Source organism: Pseudomonas sp. MB-090624, from assembly GCF_003205245.1.
In the GTDB taxonomy this organism is placed as follows: domain Bacteria; phylum Pseudomonadota; class Gammaproteobacteria; order Pseudomonadales; family Pseudomonadaceae; genus Aquipseudomonas; species Aquipseudomonas juntendi.
Genome location: NZ_QJRK01000037.1, coordinates 1 through 22370 on the forward strand (window position 1 = coordinate 1; position 22370 = coordinate 22370).

A 22370-nucleotide genomic window follows, 5' to 3' on the forward strand; every position below is an offset into this window, starting at 1 on the left:
AGTCACTCATGTTCGCATGGATGGAAATCAGGACGTTGAAGGTCTTTCCCAGAGAGGCAGAGATTAGATGGTGTCCATAACTGCTGTACGTTCGGATTACGCTGCCCGCACCCCTACGTTCGGACTATCGTCGAAGATCATCAGGCAGGGCAGGTGGGCCATGGCCCTGGCCACTTGGCCGAGGTTTTCGGCAAACCCGCGGACCAGCGGCAGCTCGGTCTGGTAACGGGCCTGGTGTTGGTCGCTGAGCCCGGCTGGCATGGCCAGGTCGACCAGCTGCCACGGCACGGGGGACCACACCAGCAGGTACATGGCCATGACTTCGGCGAAGGTCACCAGGTGGTTGTCAGCGTTGCTGGAAGAGAAGATCGGTTTGCGCTTGCCACCGAAAAACCGCTCGCGCAGGGTTTCGTTGAGCTTCTGTGCCGGCAACAGGTCTGCGCGGTGATAGTAACTGGCCGGGTGCTGGTACAGCGCCTGGCTGTCGGTGACCACCGCACCTTCAAGTTGCTCGTCGAACAGGCCCAGGCGCGCGATCAGGCTGTGGATGGCACGCAGCATCGGCCCGGCCACGTCGTCGGCATACACCTGGTCGCCGGTCATCAGCAGCACGGCGGGGCGGTCTTGCGGGGTTGTGCAAGCCTGCAGCAGGCGGTCTGCGCACAGCAGGCCGTCGGCCGCAGGGTGGTGCGGTTTGCGGCAGGAGCCATGTAGCAGGTGGTCGAGGCGCTCGCGCAACACCAGGTTGGGGCGCTGGTTGCCGGGGTAGAGCAGGTGAGGTGCCCAATCGGCGATGCCCTTGCCATTGATCAGCAGGTCATAGTCCAGCAACTGGTTGCAGGGCAGCGCATCGTTGAAATGGATGTCCAGCAAGTGAATGAAGGCCTGCTTGCCTACGGCTACCACCTGGCAGTCGACCTGGGCCTCGCTGGCGGTGCAGACGAATTGCGCGTGCAGCGGTTCGGTGGCAACCAGCCAGATAGCCAGGCGCTGGGGTTCCAGGCGCCGCAGGACCGGGCCGGCGAGTACGAGGGGCAACAGTGTAGGGGCGGTCATCAACAGCTCGGGAAGGGTATGGGGCGCAAGGTGCTTGGCACTTTACGCCCGTCTGGCAAGGCCGAAACTACTCAGGCGTTTTCAGCCATCAGTTTTTCCAGCTTTTCCTGGTCCCGGGCAAACTGGCGGATGCCCTCGGCCAGTTTCTCGGTGGCCATGGCATCTTCGTTCATTGCCCAGCGGAACTGGCTTTCATTCAGCACCTGCTTGGCTTCGCCAGCATTGCCGGGCTTGAGCATGCGCGGCAACTCACCCTGGTCGCTGCTCAACTGGTCGAGCAGGTCAGGGCTGATGGTCAGGCGATCGCAGCCCGCCAGTTGTTCGATCTGGCCGATGTTGCGGAAGCTGGCACCCATGACGACGGTGTCGTAGCCATTGGCCTTGTAGTAGTTATAGATGCGCGTGACCGATTGCACACCCGGGTCTTCGGCGCCCACGTAGTCCTGGCCGGTGCTTTTCTTGTACCAGTCGTAGATCCGGCCCACGAACGGCGAAATCAGGAATACCCCGGCATCCGCACAGGCCTGGGCCTGGGCGAACGAGAACAGCAGGGTAAGGTTGGTCTGGATACCTTCCTTTTCCAGCTTCTCGGCAGCGCGGATGCCTTCCCAGGTCGAGGCCAGCTTGATCAGCACGCGGTCACGGCCGACGCCGGCTTTTTCATACAGGTCGATCAGCGCCCGGGCCTTGGCCAGCAGGGCCGGTTCGTCGAATGACAGGCGGGCATCCACCTCGGTGGAGATACGCCCGGGAATGACCTTGAGGATGCCCGAGCCCACGGCCACGGCAAACTTGTCGCAGGCCAGGTCGACATTGCCCTTGGCATCTGCCTTGACCTGCTTGAGCAGGTCCGCGTAACCGGTGATGGCAGCGGCTTTGAGCAGCAGCGACGGGTTGGTGGTGGCATCGACCGGTTTCAGGCGGGTGATGGCGTCCAGGTCTCCGGTATCGGCGACCACGGTGGTGAACTGCTTGAGTTGTTCCAGCTTGGAGGTCATGGGCGTGCTCTGTCCTGTGCAATGACTCGACATTACCCGAGCCCCGACGGCCGCTCAAGGGCCGGTAGGCGCGGGCCTGCCACGAAGGGTGGTGTGAAGATGATATTCGAGTCCGGCGCCACCCCGAGGTTCCGCACACCACCGCGCGTGCTGGCGTCATCTGCACCCGCTGTCGCTACACAGCGCATCAGCGCCCCTGAAGCAGCTCCACTGCCTGGTCGAACACGGCCAGCGGCTGCGCCGCCTTGTGAATATCCGCCGACAGCAGCTGACGGAAGCGCCGGGCGCCCTTGAACCCCTGGGCCAGCCCCAGAATGTGCCGGGTAACATGGTGCATCGCGCCACCACTTTCCATGTGCGCCACGATGTACGGCCGTAGCTGCGCCAACGCCTCGCTGCGGCTGATCACGGCAGCTTCGCTGCCGAACAGTTGCTGATCCACCTCCGCCAGCAGGTACGGGTTGTGATAGGCCTCACGCCCCAGCATCACCCCGTCGAAGGTTTGCAGGTGCGCCTGGCACTCGCCGAGGGTTTTGATTCCGCCGTTGAGCACAATCTCCAGGTCCGGGAAGTCGGCCTTCAATTGCGCTGCCACGTCGTAGCGCAGCGGTGGGATCTCGCGGTTTTCCTTCGGCGAAAGCCCTTCCAGAATCGCGATGCGCGCATGCACGGTAAAGCTGCGGCAGCCCGCTTCGCGCACTTGGCCGACGAAGTCGCACAGCTCGGCGTAGCTGTCGCGCCCATTGATGCCGATGCGGTGCTTGACCGTCACCGGGGTGGCTACCGCATCGCGCATGGCCTTCACGCAATCGGCCACCAGCGCCGGGTGGGCCATCAGGCAGGCACCGATCATGTTGTTCTGCACCCGGTCGCTCGGGCAGCCGACATTGAGGTTGACCTCGTCGTAGCCGGCTTGCTCGGCAAGGCGGGCACAGGCCGCCAGGTCGGCAGGCACGCTGCCGCCCAGCTGCAGGGCCAGCGGATGCTCGGAAACGTCATGGCGCAGGAAACGGTCGGCGTCGTTGTGCAGCAGGGCGCCGGTGGTGACCATTTCGGTGTAGAGCAAGGTTTGCTTGGACAGCAGGCGCAGGAAGAAGCGGCAATGGCGGTCTGTCCAGTCCATCATGGGGGCAACGCTGAAGCGGCGTGACGGCTCAGGGCGCGTGGTTTGTGGCTGGGAGCCTGATGTTGCAGTCATTTCGTTCAACGTGTTCTGTACCGGTTTCGGGGTTCGAGGCGTTTTTACCCAGGCGTTTGGTACAAAGTACCAACCGACATACGACATGTACCAATCGTGGAAAAGGGTCGATGGCAGCACCCGCTACCCCGTCCAGTCCCGCACTGATCGCGACAAGGCGACAGTCTACCAAGAGAGCCGGGTGTTCGCCTGCAAACACGTCGCGGTGGCCTGGGCGAAGCGACGGTACGCCGAGTTGACTGAGGCGAGGGCTATCGGGGGGCCGGTAACGCGCGTCGACCAGGAAGGCTGAAACGCTGGCGCGATCCACCGGTAGTCAAGCCCTGTTGGCCCGCATACAGTAGAGCGCCCATGATCGATGCAACGGTTACCGACTCACCAGCAGGATCAACAGCCACAACGCGCCCCGCGTGAACCAAGGAAGAAAGCGATGAGCCAACCCCCCAATGATCTGCCCATCTACCGAGTGCTGACCGGCCCCGACAACGCCGCCTTCTGCCGGCGGGTCAGCGAGGCCTTGGAAATGGGGTACCAGTTACATGGCGCACCTGCTGTCACCTTCAATGGCAGCGATGTGATCGTGGCGCAGGCCGTGCTCTGGCCTCGAACCGGTGACTGATCATCGGCCGCCTTGCATGCCTCTTCAATCCCCCGAAGGGGCCAGCTTAGCGTGGGTGGTCAGTTCTTCATTGATGAAGGCCGCGATCATCGCCCGGTAAACCTGCTCCACCACCTCGGCTGAAGCGCCGGTTTGCTCCGCCATTTCGCGAACCTTCGTTATCACCTGCTCGACCCGCGCAGGCGCCCGCACGTCATCGGTCGTCTTCTTGAAGGCGGCCGCTTGCGTCACGAGTCGGCCACGTTGGGCGAGAAGCGAAACCAGGCTGCGGTCAATTGCATCGATCCCTTGGCGGACTTCTTCCAGTGAGGTGCAACGTACTTCCATTGGCGCGACTTCCTTTTCATGAGACTGCGGTTGATTGGGGGTATCACTTGCGCTTACCCGGGCCGGCCAGCGCTGCCGGCTACGGCAATCGAGCAAGGGCCACCATTTAACTCGCTACGGCCCATGATTCCCAGGCTTTCTGTGGCGTACCGTTTCTGTCTCTCGCCGGCCGGCACGCAAACGGGTCAAATCACTTTCACCGCCCGGCCTATGAACTTGACCGGCCCCGTTGGCAGGCCGGTAGGCGAGCCGCCGGCTTTCTCCAGTGTCAGCTCGAACAACTGGTCGGCCTCCAGCGGTGGCAGGCTCTGCAAGGGGACCCTGTAGGGTTCGCCGGGTTTGACCAGGCCCAGTGATACTGGCGCCCCCCACTGCGGACCCTTGGTCCAGAACTGCAAGGCCATGCCTTCAGGGAGCGCATCCTTGCCGAGCGGGAGAAGCTCGATGGTGCGGCTGTCGCTGGTCTGCACCACCCAACCCGGGGCCTGGCTGCTCGGTGCCACCAGCACCACCACGAATTGCGTCGCGGGTGGGGGCGTTGTCAGCAAGGTGAACGCCAGCACTACACTGGCCGCCAACCCGGCGGCCGTCAGTGCTTGCCACAGGCCCAGGCGTTGCCACCACTTGGCTCGCCGCTCGCTTGCCGGGGGCTCCAGCTCGTTCAGGCTGCGCTGAATACGGCCCCACAGGCGCAGGCTCGGTGGCTGCGGCGCGGCCAGCGCGGCCAGTTCCAGCAGGCGCGACTCCCAGGCATCCACTGCGGCGCGCAGGGCTGAGTCGGTACGCAGGCGCTCAGCCACTGCCGTGTGTTGCTCCGGCGGCAAGGTGCCCAATACGAACTCGCCGGCGAGGGTGTCCAGCGCTTCGTCAGTCTCCGGCTTCATTCCAGGCACTCCCGCAGTGCTTTCAGGCTGCGCTTGATCCAAGCCTTGACGGTGCCAAGGGGGGCGCCCAGCAGAGTGGCGATTTCGGCGTGGCTGCAGCCGTCCACATAAGCATGCAGGATGCAGTGCTGCGGGCCGGGCTGCAATTGTTCCAGGCAACGGTAAATCTTTGCCGAGCCTGACCACAGGGCCAGGTCATCCAGCCTGCCCGGCAAGGTGGGCACGGCAGCCATGTCGGCATCGTCCAACACAGTTTCACGCCGAGTATCGCGTATCGAATTCAATGCCAGATGGCGTGTGATGCTGTAGATCCAGCCGCGGGCCGAGCCGCGCGCGGGGTCGTAGCTGGCAGCGCCAGTCCAGATGCGAATGAACGCATCGTGGACGATGTCTTCGGCCGTGGCGTTGTCACGCGCGATACGCCGGGCTACGCCCAGCAGGCGTGGCCCTTCGTGATCGTACAGCGCTTGCAGGGCTCGCCGGTCACCCTGTGCGCAGGCCTCCAGGCAGTGGTGGAAGTCGAATGGGGTGACAGGCGAATTCAAGGTGTACGGCTTCCTTGTGTCTGGCGAGGTACCCCGGCCATCCAGCCAGGGGCTTGCCATCGAGCTTAGATCATCCGCTGCTGGATGTTGGCGCCGGCGCGCGTTACCTGGCTGTCCAGAACACATAGTCGGCCTGGTACTGGACGACCTGCCTGGCCCCCTTGTTCTGGGCCGTGCAGTCGTTGGTAGGGGCCACGCCGCCGCGGGTGGCCAGGCGCTGGATGTAGCTGACCCCTTGCATGGCGCCTTTACCTTCGGCCGGGTTGGCCTTGACCAGTTGATAAGGAATGGCGCCTTTGTCTGCCGGGGCCAGCGCCAACTGGTTGCCGGTGACTTTCGAGCCATCCTTCGCTTGCCAGGTGGCGGGAGGACCAAAGTAGTCGCCCACTTGTTTGCCGCTACGGTCATTGAGCACGGCCTTGGGTCCAACGAAGGTCCATTCGGTCTGGCCGGCCGCATCGGCTTTGTCGCGGCACTCATAGGTGATCTCGCCGACCCCGACGGTCTCCAGCATAACGCGATGCCCCTCGGGCACCTGGACTGCTGTGGGCACGGCGGTTTGCGCGTGGGCGGTCTGCAGCGCCAGGGCAAGGCTGCAGGCGAGCAGGCAAGCGGAGTATGTATGGCTCATGGTAATGCTCCTGACAGGTCATTTGGCTGGGCGGTCATGGTCCACCCATCAGCAATACCCACCACGGGGCCTACTGGATGCACGGGGACAAAAAAATAGTTGCCTGCAAATGGCCGGCCGGCAGCGGGCAACCAAAGCCCGGGAGTAGGGTGGTGTCGTCTGACGCGGTTACGTGGGTGGCCCTGCGGGCCAGGCGGGTCGTGGGGCATGCGCGCCGGGAAGGTGCCAGGGGGCCGCGCAGTGGAGGTGCAGACCTCTGTACACGCGTGCATCCGTGCGCGCTAAGGGCCAGCATCACTTGGCCCTCATCAGTCGACTGATCGTGCCCCGGTCAGTGATGCGCGCTATCCACCGCAATGCTCTCGCCGCTCACCGCGAGGTAGCTGGCGTTGCGGTTGGCGAGGGCGTAGTGGATCAGCCCACCCAGGCCGGCGCCGAAGAACCAGGAGAACTGCGACAAGGTCTCGAAGGCTGGCACCAGCGCCAGCACGATGGCGATCAGTGCCGCCGGCACGAATGCCGCAACGGCACGCAGGTTGACGCCGCCGCTGTAGTGGTAGGCCGCCTGCCTGCTTTCGCTGTAGAGCTGCGGCAGGTTCACCCGGCTGCGGCGTACCAGGTAGTAGTCGGTGACGATGATGCCGTACAGCGGGCCGAGCAGGGCGCCCAGGCCACCGAGGAAGTACACGATCACTGAGGGGCTGTTGTAGAGGTGCCAGGGCAGGATCACGACCGCAATGGCGGCACTGAGCAGGCCTGCGCGGCGGAAATTCAGCAGGTTGGGTGCCAGGTTGGTCAGCACGTAGGCCGGGGCGACGAAGTTGGCCATGATGTTCACTGCCACGGTCACGATCAGGAAAGCCAGGCAAGCCAATACCAGGCCGGCGGTGTTGGGGATGGCCGCAACGATTTCGGTCGGGCTCTGCACCAGCTTGCCATCGATGCTGAACTGCGCACCGGCCAGTACCACCGCAATCAGGGCAAAGCCAAGCATGTTCACCGGCAGGCCCCAGAAGTTGCCTACGCTGATGGTGCGCCGGTCCGGGCAATTGCGCGTGAAGTCACAGAAGTTGAGAATCATGGTGCCGTACAGCGAGACCCACAGCGCAGCAGCGCCGAGCACTTTCAGCCACATGGCCGAACCGGTCGGGGCATTGCCGCTGGACCAGGCGATCGACAAGCCGCTGCGCCAGTACATCCAGCCGGCCAGGCTGGCGAAGGCGACCAGAATGATCGGCCCGGCCAACGACTCGAAGCGGCGCACCATTTCCATGCCGTAGGCGAAGATCGCCACCTGCACGCACCAGATGCCGAGGAAGGTGACCCAGCCCAGGCTCGACAGCCCGAGGATGCTGTTCTGGTCGTAGGCCTTGAGGTCTGGGGCCATGGCGGTGAGCAGTACACGCAGCACCACCGAAGCCAGGTAGGTCTGGATGCCGAACCAGGCAATGGCGATCACCGCGCGGATCAGTGCCGGAATCTGGGCACCATGGATGCCGAAGCTGATGCGGCACATGACCGGGTAGGGCAGGCCGGTTTTCTGACCCATGTAGCCGGACAGGTTCATCAAGCCGTAGATCACCAAGGCACCGAGGGCGAAGGCGGCCAGGATCTGCGCCCCGCTCATGCCCAGGGCGAACAGCCCGATGGCGAACGAGTAGTTGGCCATGTTGTGCACGTCGTTGGTCCACAGCGCGAACAGGCTGTAGCGACCCCAAGTGCGCTTGGCGGCACGGGTAGGGGCCAGGTCGGCACTGTACAGGCGCGGGCTCAATGTCACCTGGCCCGGGTCCGCCGTGGCGGTGGGGCGTGCATCAAGCTGGCTAACATCGGAACGCGAAATCGACGCCATCGGGACTCCATGATGGTTGTGTACTTTTGTTTTTGGATTTGTATACAAACAAGATTCGTACCAATCGATCAGGCGCAGGTAATTACAGCGGGTTGCCGGTCTCTAGCCGATCATTGCCTAGCGGGCGTGTATTTGAGTTGGGAATTTTGTGCACATTTCAGGTGCGCATTTGTTACCCCTTGCGCCAAGCCGAGGCGCTTGCTGTAAACAACGCAGATACACTACATGCCATTGGTCAGCAAATGATCGGCAAATGGCCTGAAAGCGAACACAGTAGCCGCATTTGGCTGCAAGCAACGGCTGGACAGGCCCGTTTTCCAACAGGGATCCGTATCGATGTTCACCTCAGTGCGCCGCGCTGTGCGGCTTGCGATGGCCATTGCCGGCCTGATCATTCTCGGTGCCTGGCACAGCGCTCAGGCGCAGTCGCTGCCCAGTGCTGCCGAGCTGCAGCGATTGGCACCCGCCGCCAGTCTGGCGACCTTGGCCCTGGCGCTTACCGCCTATCACTGTGCGAGCCAGGGGGGAGGGGACAACTTGCTGACCGTTATCGATTATTCCAGGGCCTCGCGTGACAAGCGCTTGTGGGTGTTCGACCTGCGCGCCAGGCAGCTGTTGTTCGAAGAGTGGGTCACCCATGGCAAGAACAGCGGCGCCGATCTGCCGAACGCGTTTTCCAACGCGCCGAACAGTTACCAGTCCTCCGTCGGCCTTTATCAAACCGGCCAGGCCTACAATGGCAAGCATGGGCGCTCGTTGCGCCTGCAGGGGCTGGAGCCAGGGTTCAATGACAACAGCATGGCGCGTGCGATCGTCATGCACGCCGCAGCGTACGCCGACCCCAGCGTGGTGCCTAGCCTCGGCCGCCTCGGGCGCAGCCAGGGTTGCCCTGCCGTACGCCCGGCGATTGCCGAGAAATTGATCCACACGCTGCAACGCGGCAGCTACGTGTTCGCCTACTACCCGCAGCAGGCGTGGCTGAAGCACTCGCGTTACTTGAACGCCCAACGTTGCGTGGCAAGCCCATCGATCGCCGGCAAGTGACGAGGCGCGCATACCTCGTCAGCAGCCTCACACGCTACGCGTCAGGCCGCCGTCGACCTTGATGTTCTGCCCGGTCATGTAGGCAGCACCCTCGCTGGCAAGGAACGCGATGGTGGCGGCAATTTCTTCGGGGGTGCCGTAACGCTTGAGCGGTACGCTGTCGCGGCGTTGCTCTGTGGCTGGCAAGCTGTCTATCCAGCCCGGCAGCACGTTGTTGATGCGCACGTTATCGGCGGCGTAGGTGTCGGCGAAGATCTTGCTGAAGGCCGCCAGCCCCGAGCGGAACACCGCGGAAGTGGGGAACAGGTCGCTCGGCTCGAATGCCCAGGCGGTAGAGATGTTGATGATCACGCCACCCTTTTGCCGCTGCATGTAGGGCGTCACCATGCGTGTCGGGCGAATGACATTGAGCAGGTAAGTGTCCATGCCTTTGTGCCAGTCCTCGTCGCTGATCTCCAGGATGGGCGCACGTGGGCCGTGCCCCGCGCTGTTGACCAGCACATCGATGCGGCCCCATTTGCCGACCACAGCGTCTACCAGGCGCTGCAGGTCTTCAACCGACTGGTTGCTACCGGTAACGCCGATGCCGCCAAGCTCCGCGGCCAGGGCCTCGCCCTTGCCCGATGAAGAAAGGATGCCCACTTTAAAGCCATCCGCGGCCAGGCGCCGAGCTGCGGCGGCACCCATGCCGCTGCCACCGGCCGTGATGATTGCAACTTTGTCTACTGTCATGCTGCCTCCCAGGTTGGCGTTCATTTGATTGCATAAGTGCTTCCACCATAGCAGCGCCCTCGGGTGGCAAGTGAGACAGTCAAGCTTCTCAGAGCCAGTAGTTAAGCTACTGGCTTGTTGCGCGTGGCAGGGGCCAAGTCGCGCAGACGCAGACCGGCGGCACGCAGATGATCTTGACGCGTGAAATTTTTAATGTATTTTTTCATGAAAAATATCTGCGAAAATTTCACGAGCGCCCAGGCTATTGAAGCCGTGCCAGAGGTTGAAGCCCTTGCAAACGCGGGCGGCATTCAAGGGCGAGTCTTCACTTGAGTTGGTTCACCTCACAAGGACAAGAACATGAGTGCCCCCTCTGCGGATTTGCTGCTTGAAGTGCGTGCGTTTCGGGCGCAGCACCCGGCCATACGTTATGTCGACCTGATTGCGCTGGACATTCCCGGGCATTTCTACGGCAAGCGCTACCCCATCGACATGCTGGAAAAGGTTGCAGCTGGGGCACCGCTGAAGCTGCCGCAGAACTGCGTGCTGCTGGGTACCCAGGGCGGCCTTTACCCCATAGGTGACTACTGCTTTGCCGACGGCGACCCGGATGCCGTACGGCGGCTGGTGCCAGGTACGCTGAAGCCGGTGCGCTGGGAAAAAGAACCAAGCGCCCAGATGCTGATCACCTCCGACGGCACCGCCAAACCGATCGAGTTCGAGCCACGGGAAGTGCTGGCCCGCGTGCTGCAGCGCCTGGCCAGGCGTGGCATACACCCGGTGGTGGCGTTCGAACTGGAGTTCTACCTGTTCGATCGCGCGCTGGACAACGGCTTGCCCCGTTACCCGCGTGACACTGCCAGCGGCGACGCAGACGACCAGCCGAACATGCACATCGAGCGCCTCTCGCGCTTTTCCTCGGTGTTGCATGAAATGGTCGATGGCGCCAATGAGCAAGGCGTGCCGGCGAACGTGATCACTGCCGAGCTGGGCCCAGGCCAGTTCGAAATCAACTTCTCGCACAGCGACGATGCCCTTGCCGCGGCTGACTGTTCGGCACTGTTCTGCCGCAGTACCCGGGGCATTGCCCTGAAGCACGGCTACCGTGCCAGCTTCATGAGCAAGCCCTACCTGGATGCGCCAGGCAGCGGCATGCACGTGCACGTCAGCCTGTACGACAACGACGGCAACAACCTGCTTGCCGCTGCCGAACAGCGCAAGCTTCGCCATGCGGTGGCGGGGTGCCTGGAACTGCTGCCGCACTGTATGCCGATTTTTGCCCCCAACCACAACGCCTACCGCCGTTACGGTGCCATGGTCAACGCCGCGAGCAAGGCCAGCTGGGGCTTCGAAGACCGAGATGCGTGCATTCGCATCCCCGAATCCGACCCGCGCAACCTGCGCATCGAGCACCGTCTGGCAGGCGCAGATGCCAACCCGTACCTGGTGCTGGCGGCCATTCTCACCGGTATGGAGTACGGCCTGGAGCGGGGCGTCGAGCCCATCGCCCCGCTGAACGACGACCGCCAGAGCGGCATCGACTTCCCCAAGGACCCGCTCAGCGGCCTGGCCGCCATGCGTCATCACCCGGTGCTGGAGCAAGGCCTGGGCAGCGAGTTCGTGATGGTGTACTGCGAAAACAAGTACCAGGAGCAACTGGACTTCATGCGCCACATCGATGCCCGCGAGTATCGCTGGTTCCTGTAGCGCCTGCGGTTCGCCCCAATCCCTTGTCAACCTCAACCACGCGCAATACCCATTGCCGGAGGACGCTATGCCACGTGTGCCCGTGATCGGCATCACCGCTTGCACCACCCTGAGCGGGCAGCATGCCACCCAGACCATTGCCGAGAAGTATGCACGTGCGGCAGCCAAGGCGGCGTGCGGCCTGCCCATCGTGATACCCAGCCTGGGCGAGCTGCTCGATAGCGCCGACATCCTCGCGGTGGTGGACGGGCTGATCTTTACCGGTTCGCCGTCCAATATCGAGCCGTTTCACTACCACGGCGCGGCCAGTGCCGAGGGCACCCAGCACGACCCGCTGCGGGACGCCACCACATTACCGCTGATGCGCGCGGCGATCGCTGCCGGCGTGCCGGTGCTGGGCATCTGCCGTGGTTTTCAGGAAATGAACGTGGCACTGGGCGGCACCCTGCACCAGAACGTGCATGAGGCTGGCGCATTCATGGACCACCGCGAAGGCGCGGGCGAGCCCATCGACAAGCAATATGGCCCGCGCCACACCATGCATGTGCAGCCAGGCGGTTTGCTCGAACGCCTGGGCTTGCCGGCAGTGTTCGAGGTCAACTCCATCCACGGCCAGGGCATCGATGTGCTGGCGCCGGGGTTGAGGGTGGAGGCATTGGCGCCCGACGGCCTGGTGGAGGCGATCTCGCTGGACAACGGCCAGGGCTTCAGCCTGGCCGTGCAATGGCACCCCGAGTACCAGGTCATGGACAACCCGCAGTACCTGACCCTGTTCCAGGCGTTCGGCGCGGCTTGCCGCCAGCGCTCGCTGCTGCGCCAGAACCGCAAGCAACCCACCGCGCAGCGCGCCTGCGCGACCTGATGGAGTGAAGACAATGAGTGCACAGAATTCGCAGACCCAGGCTTGGCAAGCGCTTAGCCGCGACCACCACCTGGCGCCGTTCAGCGATGCTAAACAGTTGGCCGAGAAAGGCCCGCGCATCATCACCCAGGCCAAGGGCGTATACCTGTGGGATAGCGAGGGCAACAAGATCCTCGATGCCATGGCTGGCCTGTGGTGCGTGGCGGTCGGCTATGGCCGCGATGAGCTGGCGGAGGTCGCCAGCCAGCAAATGAAGCAGCTGCCGTACTACAACTTGTTCTTCCAGACCGCGCACCCACCGGCGCTGGAGCTGGCCAAGGCGATCGCCGATCTGGCCCCGCCAGGCATGAACCATGTGTTCTTCACCGGCTCCGGTTCCGAAGGCAATGACACCGTGCTGCGCATGGTGCGCCACTACTGGGCGCTGAAAGGCCAGCCCGACAAGAAGGTGATCATCGGCCGCATCAACGGCTACCACGGCTCTACCGTGGCAGGCGCTGCCCTGGGGGGCATGAGCGGCATGCACCAGCAGGGCGGGGTGATCCCGGATATCGTGCATATCCCGCAGCCGTACTGGTTCGGCGAAGGCGGCGACATGACCGAGGCCGACTTCGGCGTGTGGGCCGCCGAGCAGCTGGAGCGCAAGATTCTGGAGGTGGGCGAAAGCAACGTCGCAGCCTTCATCGCCGAGCCGATCCAGGGTGCCGGGGGTGTGATCATTGCGCCGAACACTTATTGGCCGAAGGTCAAGCAGATCCTTGCCAAGTACGACATCCTGTTCGTGGCCGATGAAGTGATCTGCGGCTTTGGCCGCACCGGGCAGTGGTTCGGTACTGACTACTATGACCTCGAGCCCGACCTGATGACCATCGCCAAGGGCCTGACTTCGGGCTACATCCCGATGGGCGGCGTGATCGTGCGCGACGAGGTGGCGCGGGTCGTCAGCGAAGGCGGCGATTTCAACCACGGCTTTACCTATTCCGGCCACCCGGTGGCCGCGGCGGTGGCGCTGGAGAACCTGCGCATCCTGCGCGACGAGCAGATCATCACGCAGGTGCAGGATAAGACTGCGCCTTACCTGCAGCAGCGCCTGCGTGAGCTGGCCGACCACCCGTTGGTCGGTGAGGTGCGTGGCCTGGGCATGCTGGGCGCGATCGAGCTGGTAAAAGACAAGGCCAGCCGCACCCGCTACCCAGGCAAAGGCGTGGGCATGATCTGCCGCCAGCACTGCTTCGACAACGGCCTGATCATGCGCGCGGTGGGCGACACCATGATCATCGCGCCGCCTTTGGTGATCAGCCTTGCCGAGATCGACGAGCTGGTGGCAAAGGCGCGCAAATGCCTCGACCTCACGTATGAGGCTGTTCGCTGAGCGGCAGGTAGCCTCAGCGGGGCTGCAAAGCGGCCCCGGTTTGCCTGGCTGGCACGCGCAAGGCCTGGAAGCATTTTGCTTTGCAGGTTGAATCCTGTACTTTTCAGGGCATTGTTTTTCCGTCCGAACGTCGCGATTCAACTATGAAAGTGCACGAAGAAATCGAAGGCCTGGCAGTACTGATTCGCGACCTGCGCAAGTTCAAGGGCCTGACCCTTGGCGAGCTGGCCCAGCGTATCGGCCGCTCGGTGGGGTTCCTGTCCCAGGTTGAGCGCGGTGTATCGCGCCCGACCGTCGCCGACCTGACGGCCATCAGCGAAGAGCTCGGTGTGTCGACTGCCTACTTCTACAAGCTGGCCAAGCCCCGCGAGCTCGGCTGGGTTACCCGCCCGCACGAGCGCCGCACCTTGCACCTGGCCGGTGGCATCACCGACGTGCTGGCATCGCCCAGCATCAGTGGCGCATTCTCCATGCTCGATAGCCACCTTGAACCTGGGGCGAGCAGCGGCGAGGAGTACCTGGACGACAGCTCGGAGCAGGGGTGTTTCGTGCTCGAAGGCGAATTGACCGTGTGGCTCGACGGCGGTGAGCCCGTTACCCTGCGCGCCAATGACAGTTTCCAGCTGCAGCCACATGCCAGCTTTCGTTATGCCAACCTGACCGGCAAACCAACGCGGGTGTTGTGGGTGTTCAGCTGATGGAAAGATGACCTGCAAACACTGGGGTGGCTGCATGGGTTATCCTTGCACCCCGCAATCAACCACAAGCAGTGAATTGAACGATGGGTTTTGAACAACTAGCAGAGCTACGCGACCGCCTGCGGGCGGAGAAACAGCAGGTAAAGGCCGAAAGCGCGAAACAGCCAAAGCGCAAGCCGTCCCCGCAGGCGAAGCCGCGCGAACAGGATCCGGCGGTCGCTGCGATCTGGCCTTTGCAGAAGCATTTTCCCCTGGCCTTCCCGGTCAACCCGGCCCCCAAGGTGCCGCTCAAAGAAGGCATCTTCAAGGATGCCGAGCAACACCTGGAGCTGCTCGGGCTTACCCGTGAACAGCTGAAGCTGGGTATTTCCACCTGGTGCCGCGGCGCCCGGTACTGGGCCAGCATGGTGGAAAATGCACCGCGCCTGGACCTCAGTGGCCAAGCAGCGGGTACTGTGACTGCTGCACAGGCACTGCATGCCAAGCAGCAGGCTGCGCGGCACCGCAGCCAGGAACGCCGTAACCGGGCGAAGGCCAAGGCACAAGCTGCCGCCCCTGCCGCCGAGCCTGCTGGCGAGCAGCCTGAGGCCTGACCCAGCCCCTCGCCAACCTGGCGAACCTACTGATCGCCTCCGTGCATCGGTGCCCGGGGCTGCCCTGCTGGCCAGCCCCGGGCACAACGTCAACCGCGACCGTGAGCGTTGATTGACATGTGCCTGCAACTGATTCCTGCCACTACCAGCCACTGCACCTTCGCCCGCGACCTGACTCGCCGCGCCATGCTGCCTTATTACGGCCAATACGGTCTGCTTTGGGTAAAAGACGCCTTCGACCAGGCCTGGGGCTGGCGCGAGCAGTGGCTGGTGGCAGATGGCACCGCGGTGCTGGGTTACTGCAGCCTCAGCCAGGACCGCCAGGCCCTGTTCATCCGCGAGTTGCATTTGCTCCCCGAGCACCGCGGGCGCGGTGTTGGCAGTTGGGTGCTGGAGCAGTTGGCACTGTGGGCCAGGCAGCGGCAGTTGCCGCTGCTCAGGCTGATGGTGTTTCGCAGCAATCCGGCACGCCGCCTTTACCAGCGCCATGGGTTTATCGAGATGGGCGAAGACGATTGCTTCCTGCGTATGCAGCGCGCTATCGAGTGATCGCCAGGCGCTGGCGTGTCCAGCGCGAACGGCGTAGGCATCAAGGATCCATATCGACGATCAGCCGGCGCGTTGCCCACCTGCTCGCGCGCTTGACGGGTCATGTTAAACCCCGGTAAACAGTATGGATTCTCACAGCCGAGCGTCGGACGTTTCTGACGGAAGTAATGCGTTAGGCCCACTGTGAAAAATTTTGTTAAGGTGGCGGGATCCAATCGCCCTGCTGATGAGGTGTGTGCTTGATTAGGGTCTTAGTCGTCGATGATCACGATCTGGTACGAACCGGTATTACGCGCATGTTGGCCGACATTGACGGCCTGCAGGTGGTGGGTGAGGGGGACTCGGGCGAGTCGGCGCTCAAGCTGGCCCGTGAGCTGAAGCCAGACGTGGTGCTGATGGACGTGAAAATGCCCGGCATCGGCGGCCTGGAAGCCACTCGCAAACTGTTGCGCAGCCACCCGGACATCAAAGTGGTTGCAGTCACCGTGTGCGAGGAAGACCCGTTCCCCACGCGCTTGCTGCAGGCCGGCGCTGCCGGTTACCTGACCAAGGGCGCAGGGCTCGATGAAATGGTCCAGGCCATCCGCCTGGCATTTGCCGGCCAGCGCTACATCAGCCCGCAGATCGCCCAGCAGCTGGCGCTCAAGCCGTTCCAGCCACAAGGCTCGCCGTTCGACGCCTTGTCCGAGCGGGAAATCCAGATCGCCCTGATGATCGTCGGTTGCCAGAAAGTGCAGATCATCTCCGACAAGTTGTGCCTCTCGCCCAAGACCGTCAATACTTACCGTTATCGGATCTTTGAAAAACTCTCGGTCACCAGCGACGTCGAATTGACCTTGCTGGCCGTTCGCCACGGTATGGTTGACGCAAGCCTGTAAACCTCATGTCCCAAGTTTTTGATGCCAGCGCATTCCTGGCGACCTGCAGTGGTCGCCCCGGCGTTTATCGGATGTTCGACGTCGACGCCCGCCTGCTGTATGTGGGCAAGGCCAAGAACCTGAAAAAGCGCCTGGCCAGCTATTTCCGCAAGACCGGCCTGGCCCCCAAGACCGCCGCGCTGGTTGCGCGCATTGCCCAGGTCGAGACCACCATCACCGCCAATGAAACCGAGGCGTTGCTGCTGGAGCAGAACCTGATCAAGGAATGGCGGCCGCCCTACAACATCCTGCTGCGCGACGATAAGTCCTACCCCTACGTGTTCTTGTCTGACGGGGAGTTTCCCCGCCTGGGTATTCATCGGGGCGCGAAAAAGGCCAAGGGCCGTTACTTCGGCCCATACCCCAGCGCCGGCGCCATACGTGAAAGCCTCAGCCTGTTGCAGAAGGCCTTTTCCGTGCGCCAGTGCGAAGACAGCTATTACGCCAACCGCACCCGGCCCTGCCTGCAGTACCAGATCAAGCGCTGCAAAGGGCCGTGCACCGACTTGGTAAGCGCCCAGGAATATGCCGAGGACGTGCGCCATTCGGTGATGTTTCTGGAAGGGCGCAGCCAGCAGTTGGGCAATGAATTGAATGCCGAAATGGAGAAAGCCGCCATGGCCCTCGATTTCGAAAAGGCCGCCGAACTGCGCGACCAGATCAGCCTGCTGCGCCGCGTGCAGGACCAGCAGTACATCGAAGGTGGCACAGGTGATGTCGATGTCATCGCTGCCTTCGTCAACCCGGGTGGCGCCTGCGTGCACCTGATCGGCGTGCGCGGTGGGCGGGTACTGGGCAGCAAGAACTTTTTCCCGCAGGTGGGCATCGAGGAAGACCTGGCCGAGGTCATGGCCGCTTTTCTTTCCCAGTACTACCTGGGCAATGCAGAGCGCGAATTGCCAGGCGAGTTGATCGTCAACGTTGTGCACGAAGACTTCACCGCCATTACCGAGGCCCTGCACACGTTGCGTGGGCGCGAGCTGACCATCAGCCACCGGGTAAGGGGCACCCGTGCCCGCTGGCAGCAACTGGCCGTGACCAACGCCGAGCAGGCGCTCAACGCCCGGCTGGCCAACCGTCAGCACATGGCGGCCCGCTTCGAGGCCCTGGCCGAGGTCCTGGGCCTGGACGAAGTGCCGCAGCGCCTGGAGTGCTACGACATCAGTCACTCCAGTGGCGAAGCCACCGTAGCCAGCTGCGTGGTGTTCGGCCCCGAGGGGCCGATCAAGTCCGACTACCGCCGCTTCAATATCGAAGGCATCACCGCTGGCGACGATTACGCCGCCATGCACCAGGCCCTGACCCGCCGCTATGGGCGTATCAAGGACGGCGAGGGCAAACTGCCCGACGTGCTGCTGGTGGACGGTGGCAAGGGCCAGCTGAACATGGCCCGCGATGTGATGCAGGAGCTGGGTTTCAGCGAACTGACCCTGCTGGGTGTCGCCAAGGGCGTCACGCGCAAGGCCGGTTTCGAAACCCTGTACCTGAACGACGTGCACCACGAATTCACCCTCAAGGGCGATTCTGCGGCCTTGCACCTGATCCAGCAGATCCGTGACGAAGCCCACCGCTTTGCCATCACCGGCCATCGCGCCCGGCGTGGCAAGGCGCGGCGGGTGTCCAGCCTGGAAGATGTTGCCGGGGTAGGGCCAAAGCGCCGCCGCGACCTGCTGAAACATTTCGGCGGCCTGCAGGAGCTCAACCGCGCCAGTATCGATGAAATTGCCAAAGCGCCCGGCATCAGCAAAAAGCTTGCCGAATCAATTTATGCCAGCCTGCATAGCGAGTAGAATGCCGGCTCAACTTGCGGCCAGTCGTACCGATGAATATTCCAAACTTGCTCACCGTTCTACGCGTCCTGCTCATCCCGTGCTTCATTCTACTGTTCTACATGCCGTACCAGTGGAGTTACATGGCCGCCAGCAGCGTGTTCGCGGTTGCCGCTGCCACCGACTGGCTGGACGGCTACCTGGCGCGTCGCCTGCAGCAAAGCACGCCGTTCGGTGCCTTCCTCGACCCGGTGGCCGACAAGCTGATGGTGGCGGTGGCCCTGGTGCTGCTGGTACAGACCCACGCGAATTTCTGGCTCACCCTGCCGGCGGCGGTGATCATCGGCCGTGAAATCGTGGTTTCGGCACTGCGCGAGTGGATGGCCGAGCTGGGCGCGCGGGCGCACGTGGCCGTGTCCAACCTGGGCAAGTGGAAAACCGCAGCGCAGATGCTGGCGCTGGTGATCCTGCTGGGCAACCCGCCAGCGGTGACCTTCTGGGTGATTCTCGGCTATGCATTGCTGTTGGTGGCGGCGGGGCTCACACTGTGGTCGATGGCGCACTATCTGCTGGCGGCCTGGCCGCACCTGCGCGAAGGTTCGGAGCAGAAGTAAAAGTTTTTTTGAATCAAGGGGTTGACGCGGTTTTTGAAATCGCTAGAATGGCACCCATCACGACGCGGGAATAGCTCAGTTGGTAGAGCACGACCTTGCCAAGGTCGGGGTCGCGAGTTCGAGTCTCGTTTCCCGCTCCAAATATGGATTTACAGGTTTCAATTGAGGTCTGTAAATCATCGAAAATAGACGCTTCGGCGTCTTTTTTCGTTTCTGTCAGCCACGAAATTCCAAGTACATTTTCAATTACAGCGATTTCGTAGAGCTGGGTTAAAGGCCGGCCCATGTTCGCGTTCAGCCAGGCCTGCCTCCCGGGCGGCTGCCAGGTGCAGGCGCTCACCCAGCCACATGACCCACGCGGCTTTTTCGTAATGCTCGGTGATCGACAGCCTGACATGAGGGCGCAGCAGCGTCAGGCTGCTGCGGCCGCTACCGTCGTGTAGCGGCTGGATCCAGCCGTAACGCAGGCCCAGAGCATAGGCCGTCGCCCATGAGCCGGTGGCAGACTGGAATGCGTTTTCGCTCCACATCACGGGCATGTTCGAGTACTGGCGAGTGTCTGGCCGCAAGTCCAGTGCTGCCTGGACCAATTGCGTGCCCTGTGGCGGAAGGTTGCCTGCGCTGAGCTGATGGTCCTGGCTGCTGTAGGTGAAGCTGTAGAAGGCGAACGCCAGTTCTGCAGCGAGGGTAGGTAGCTGCTCGAGCAGCGCTGGCAGGTCTTGCAGGCGCTGCCAGTCAGCCGCTGTTCGGTTAATCATCGCACCTCCGTTCAAGGCAGCCCCGACGTGATCTGGATGTGTCGTATCCAGGACGAAACTAACCGTACAACGAGTATGAGCGTTAAATCCTACTCAATTGGTCAACTGTAGCGCCACAGCCGCGATCAAGCAAAGCGCCAGACTGTTGAACAGGGCACATAACGCTGAGATCGCGTAGAGGCGGTTTTTGCCTCGGAGTGTTTTGATCGGTGCCAGCGGCTTCCTCCTGCAAGCGGGTGAACTGGCTGCCTTTGTGGAAGACACGGCTCACGCGCCAATGATTCTGGGCCAATTGAAACGCTGGCTGTACAACGGTGCGGAGCGTGCGATCGAGCCATTTGTCATCGGGCGCAGGGCACGGCTGTTCATCGCTGCGCCCAAGGCCGCCAAGGTCAACGGCCAGGAGCTCTATGCGGCTACACTACGTACCTGAGCGCCTGCCTTATGCGTCGTTGGTCGCTGACTATGCCCTTCTGCCTGGAACTGGATTACGTCCTGGCCGATACGCGGGATGGCCACCGCTCCCCAATTGCCACCGGCCCAACCCTGGGATACCCGCACCCAGCAAGAGCTGAGTTTGTTGTTTGTTGCTTTCCCGGTCTTAGGGGAAGCTGACCATGACCCGGCCCCATTCATCGCAATAGATCTCCTTACCAGGCGGCCCGACGACGGTCGCCATGTGCGGGCCGTCCACACGGGGCTTTCGAGCGGATGGGGGGCACGACTCGGTTTTAGCGGGAACAAGTTGGGCGGTTTGCTCATAGCGCCTGCCTTAATGGACGCCAGGTTTTTGAGCACTGCAGGGTGCCCCGGCTCAGTCCGCGGGCCGCGAAGATCTCCGGCGTGACCGGCGACAGCACCAGATCGGACGCCAGAATCGCCATCTCCAGCAGTACGTTGCGTACGCCCTGTGTATCGATAACAACAGGTGGTAGTGTGGCCGGAACAGTGACCGCAGGTTACGCAGCCGCAGTCGGCCATCCGGTACATGCAAAAGTAGGGTGTTCAACTGGCCTTGCGCGTCATTCGACACTACCAGGTCCAAGCCCTCGATGGCGGTGCGGCAGATCAGTTGCCTCAGCCGCGTGGCGAAACGCGGTCGATCAGCCAGCGCTCGAGCTTTAGGGAATCCCAGCCGACCGCACGGATGCCAAGCTTGATGGGCTTGGGGAACTTGCTCTGGGCGATCAGTGCGTAGATGTGCACGCTTGAAGCCAGTCTTACGCTTCACGTCGGGGCGGCGGAGGATGCGGTGTTCGGTGTCGAGCACCAAGGCTTGGATGGGCTGGGTCAGCTTTGACTCTCCTGGACGTCCGTTGACATCGATGAGGATGTGCCCGCATTCAGCGCCTGCCGCAGCCATCGCGCAGCAAACAATGCGGAACACGCTCTCACCGGATAGATGACCGCGCCGCGCTCACAAGACGTTAAGCAGAGATCCCCTACAACTTATCCCGTTGTCTTCTGGCATCGATGCGGCGCTATCCAGCGACGAATGCCCTATCCAGCGCCCGTAGCCATATCTCGGCAAGACAAAAGGCGTTTGGCTGATACCTGACTCCAAGGACAGGTAAAGAGCAGATGTGACGCGTCTGATTCAGATGCAAAAGGTCTGAAGGGCGCGGCCCGAAATCAAAGGCCGCACAGGCAGGGCCCTGCGTACGCTTGTCGCAAAAGGTTTCATTGAGGATGCAGAAGCGGTCTGCAGCAGATCCGGACTGTCTGAATTCAGCGAAACGTCAGTGCGGCGCAGCCGCTATCCGCAACGCTCGATGGATAAAGCGTGCCAGGGGCGTGTCGGGTTCGTAGGTGGCGTAGAGCAGATGCGTCGAGATACGAACCGCCTCACCGGCGAGAGGCCGTAGCACGATGTCCTCGATGTCATGCGCCTTCAATTGGGCCGCACAGCTCAGTCCCACGGCATATCCCGCGGCTACCAGGGAAATCAGCATCTCCTGGCTACTGGCCTGTGCCGCCACGGTGAGTGATGTGCCAGCGCCGGCCAGCAGCGATGACACTTGCTGATGCAGCCCGCTTTGCAGCTCGGGATGGAACAGGACCAGTGGGCATGCTGCCAGTTCTGCCAGGGGCACCCGCTTATGGACCAACAGCGGATGACGAGGTGGGAGGGCGACTACCAGTTCGGTCTGCCACCGCGTATCGCTGGACAGGCCGTGGGGTTCGTCGGGGGCACAGGCAAAGCCGACATCGAACAGGTTGTGCTGCAGGTCTTTGAGCTGTTCGGTCAGCGGTACCTCGCACAACTGTAGGTTGATGTCGGGCTCTTCCTCGCGGCTGCAGGCCAGCAACGCCGCGAGGCGCTTGGGCAGGATGCCGTCAGAGAGGGCAACGCGCAGTGTTGCGAGTGAGCCGGCGGCGGCTGCCAAAGTTGCGCTGCGGGCCTGATCAACCAAGCTGAAGATCCGCGGGGCAGATTCAGCAAGCGCCTGGCCTGCGGGAGTCAGATTCGTCCCGATACCGGCGCCGCGCTCAAACAGTGTTACTCCCAAATCGTGCTCTAGATCTCGAATCGTGCGGGAGAGCGGGGATTGTTCGATATGCAGGCGGTCAGCCGCACGGGTGAAGTGGCGCTCTTCGGCGACGGCGAGGAAGCATTGCAACTCGCGCAGGTTCATCGTGCGCCCTCGCTACGTGCTTGCCTTTGA

21 protein-coding genes, 1 tRNA gene and 5 pseudogenes are annotated in these 22370 nt (G+C 62.7%); 13 read left to right on the forward strand and 14 right to left on the reverse strand.

The features are described 5' to 3' along the window. Positions 1-126: 126 nt before the first annotated feature. The 3 genes and pseudogenes from DMX12_RS19825 to dusA all read right to left on the reverse strand — a co-directional run. Positions 127-1056: pseudogene (locus tag DMX12_RS19825) on the reverse strand (alkaline phosphatase family protein); the annotation flags it as partial. A gap of 71 nt (positions 1057-1127) precedes the next feature. Beyond that, positions 1128-2054: a transaldolase gene (gene tal / locus DMX12_RS19830; protein ID WP_054904173.1), complete on the reverse strand. Its 927-nt coding sequence runs from the start codon at positions 2052-2054 to the stop codon at positions 1128-1130. Positions 2055-2241: 187 nt separating this feature from the next. Beyond that, positions 2242-3252 carry a tRNA dihydrouridine(20/20a) synthase DusA gene (dusA, locus tag DMX12_RS19835; protein ID WP_009686308.1) on the reverse strand — a complete coding sequence of 337 codons (1011 nt, stop codon included), beginning with the start codon at positions 3250-3252 and terminating at the stop codon, positions 2242-2244. Between the two features lie 430 nt (positions 3253-3682). Between dusA and DMX12_RS19845 the strand changes: the two genes are divergently transcribed. Beyond that, positions 3683-3871: a DUF1737 domain-containing protein gene (locus DMX12_RS19845; RefSeq protein WP_054911639.1), complete on the forward strand. Its 189-nt coding sequence runs from the start codon at positions 3683-3685 to the stop codon at positions 3869-3871. A gap of 24 nt (positions 3872-3895) precedes the next feature. Here DMX12_RS19845 and DMX12_RS19850 read toward each other — a convergent pair whose 3' ends face one another. From DMX12_RS19850 to DMX12_RS19870, 5 genes are all read right to left on the reverse strand, one after another. Then, positions 3896-4198 (reverse strand): chorismate mutase, encoded by a 303-nt coding sequence (locus tag DMX12_RS19850; RefSeq protein ID WP_054911638.1) that lies wholly within the window; start codon positions 4196-4198, stop codon positions 3896-3898. Between the two features lie 185 nt (positions 4199-4383). Next, positions 4384-5082 carry an anti-sigma factor domain-containing protein gene (locus tag DMX12_RS19855; protein WP_009686312.1) on the reverse strand — a complete coding sequence of 233 codons (699 nt, stop codon included), beginning with the start codon at positions 5080-5082 and terminating at the stop codon, positions 4384-4386. Next, positions 5079-5627, reverse strand: a complete 549-nt coding sequence (locus DMX12_RS19860; protein WP_009686313.1) for a sigma-70 family RNA polymerase sigma factor — start codon at positions 5625-5627, stop codon at positions 5079-5081. The genes DMX12_RS19855 and DMX12_RS19860 overlap by 4 nt, the downstream gene beginning before the upstream one ends. Positions 5628-5730: 103 nt before the next feature. Then, on the reverse strand, positions 5731-6258 hold the full coding sequence (locus tag DMX12_RS19865; protein WP_110679230.1) for a DUF3455 domain-containing protein: 528 nt from the start codon (positions 6256-6258) through the stop codon (positions 5731-5733). Between the two features lie 331 nt (positions 6259-6589). Continuing rightward, entirely contained in the window at positions 6590-8110 is a 1521-nt protein-coding gene (locus DMX12_RS19870) for an NCS1 family nucleobase:cation symporter-1 (RefSeq protein WP_110679231.1), read from the reverse strand. A gap of 336 nt (positions 8111-8446) precedes the next feature. Between DMX12_RS19870 and DMX12_RS19875 the strand changes: the two genes are divergently transcribed. Beyond that, positions 8447-9154: a murein L,D-transpeptidase catalytic domain family protein gene (locus DMX12_RS19875; protein WP_177411280.1), complete on the forward strand. Its 708-nt coding sequence runs from the start codon at positions 8447-8449 to the stop codon at positions 9152-9154. 27 nt (positions 9155-9181) lie between these two features. On the opposite strand, the gene DMX12_RS19880 is transcribed toward DMX12_RS19875, so the two are convergent. Next, positions 9182-9886, reverse strand: a complete 705-nt coding sequence (locus tag DMX12_RS19880; RefSeq protein ID WP_110679272.1) for an SDR family oxidoreductase — start codon at positions 9884-9886, stop codon at positions 9182-9184. A 339-nt stretch (positions 9887-10225) separates the two neighbouring features. Between DMX12_RS19880 and DMX12_RS19885 the strand changes: the two genes are divergently transcribed. The 10 genes from DMX12_RS19885 to DMX12_RS19930 all read left to right on the forward strand — a co-directional run bounded on the left by DMX12_RS19885 (position 10226) and on the right by DMX12_RS19930 (position 19086). Continuing rightward, entirely contained in the window at positions 10226-11572 is a 1347-nt protein-coding gene (locus DMX12_RS19885) for a glutamine synthetase family protein (RefSeq protein ID WP_110679232.1), read from the forward strand. A 67-nt stretch (positions 11573-11639) separates the two neighbouring features. Beyond that, positions 11640-12434: a gamma-glutamyl-gamma-aminobutyrate hydrolase family protein gene (locus DMX12_RS19890; RefSeq protein WP_110679233.1), complete on the forward strand. Its 795-nt coding sequence runs from the start codon at positions 11640-11642 to the stop codon at positions 12432-12434. Between the two features lie 13 nt (positions 12435-12447). Continuing rightward, positions 12448-13806 (forward strand): aspartate aminotransferase family protein, encoded by a 1359-nt coding sequence (locus tag DMX12_RS19895; RefSeq protein WP_110679234.1) that lies wholly within the window; start codon positions 12448-12450, stop codon positions 13804-13806. Positions 13807-13949: 143 nt separating this feature from the next. After that, the gene (locus DMX12_RS19900) at positions 13950-14504 is read left to right on the forward strand and encodes a helix-turn-helix domain-containing protein (RefSeq protein WP_009686321.1); all 555 of its coding nucleotides are present in this window, start codon (positions 13950-13952) and stop codon (positions 14502-14504) included. A gap of 83 nt (positions 14505-14587) precedes the next feature. Further along, a complete protein-coding gene (locus tag DMX12_RS19905) occupies positions 14588-15097 on the forward strand; it encodes a ProQ/FinO family protein (RefSeq protein ID WP_009686322.1) in 510 nt (169 codons plus the stop codon). Positions 15098-15214: 117 nt separating this feature from the next. After that, entirely contained in the window at positions 15215-15646 is a 432-nt protein-coding gene (locus DMX12_RS19910; RefSeq protein WP_110679235.1) for a GNAT family N-acetyltransferase, read from the forward strand. Positions 15647-15885: 239 nt separating this feature from the next. Further along, positions 15886-16524, forward strand: coding sequence for a UvrY/SirA/GacA family response regulator transcription factor (gene uvrY / locus DMX12_RS19915; protein ID WP_003251380.1), 639 nt, complete (start codon positions 15886-15888; stop codon positions 16522-16524). 5 nt (positions 16525-16529) lie between these two features. Next, positions 16530-18353 (forward strand): excinuclease ABC subunit UvrC, encoded by a 1824-nt coding sequence (uvrC, locus tag DMX12_RS19920; RefSeq protein ID WP_110679236.1) that lies wholly within the window; start codon positions 16530-16532, stop codon positions 18351-18353. A gap of 32 nt (positions 18354-18385) precedes the next feature. Further along, complete coding sequence (gene pgsA, locus DMX12_RS19925; protein ID WP_029885978.1) at positions 18386-18946, forward strand: CDP-diacylglycerol--glycerol-3-phosphate 3-phosphatidyltransferase; 561 nt, start codon at positions 18386-18388, stop codon at positions 18944-18946. Positions 18947-19010: 64 nt separating this feature from the next. Further along, positions 19011-19086, forward strand: a tRNA-Gly gene (locus tag DMX12_RS19930). A gap of 102 nt (positions 19087-19188) precedes the next feature. Here DMX12_RS19930 and DMX12_RS19935 read toward each other — a convergent pair. Next, positions 19189-19704 carry an autoinducer binding domain-containing protein gene (locus DMX12_RS19935; RefSeq protein ID WP_110679237.1) on the reverse strand — a complete coding sequence of 172 codons (516 nt, stop codon included), beginning with the start codon at positions 19702-19704 and terminating at the stop codon, positions 19189-19191. Between the two features lie 310 nt (positions 19705-20014). Between DMX12_RS19935 and DMX12_RS19945 the strand changes: the two are divergent. Then, positions 20015-20183: pseudogene (locus DMX12_RS19945) on the forward strand (IS66 family transposase); the annotation flags it as partial. Here DMX12_RS19945 and DMX12_RS30035 read toward each other — a convergent pair. The 4 genes and pseudogenes from DMX12_RS30035 to DMX12_RS19965 all read right to left on the reverse strand — a co-directional run. Next, positions 20158-20476 (reverse strand): annotated as a pseudogene (locus DMX12_RS30035) (phage baseplate assembly protein V); the annotation flags it as partial. The pseudogenes DMX12_RS19945 and DMX12_RS30035 overlap by 26 nt on opposite strands. Further along, positions 20475-20785 (reverse strand): annotated as a pseudogene (locus tag DMX12_RS19955) (ParA family protein); the annotation flags it as partial. The pseudogenes DMX12_RS19955 and DMX12_RS30035, both read right to left, overlap by 2 nt. Further along, positions 20782-20998 (reverse strand): annotated as a pseudogene (locus tag DMX12_RS19960) (AlpA family phage regulatory protein). The pseudogenes DMX12_RS19955 and DMX12_RS19960, both read right to left, overlap by 4 nt. 445 nt (positions 20999-21443) lie before the next feature. Next, positions 21444-22340 carry a LysR family transcriptional regulator gene (locus tag DMX12_RS19965; RefSeq protein ID WP_110679239.1) on the reverse strand — a complete coding sequence of 299 codons (897 nt, stop codon included), beginning with the start codon at positions 22338-22340 and terminating at the stop codon, positions 21444-21446. Positions 22341-22370 lie beyond the last annotated feature (30 nt).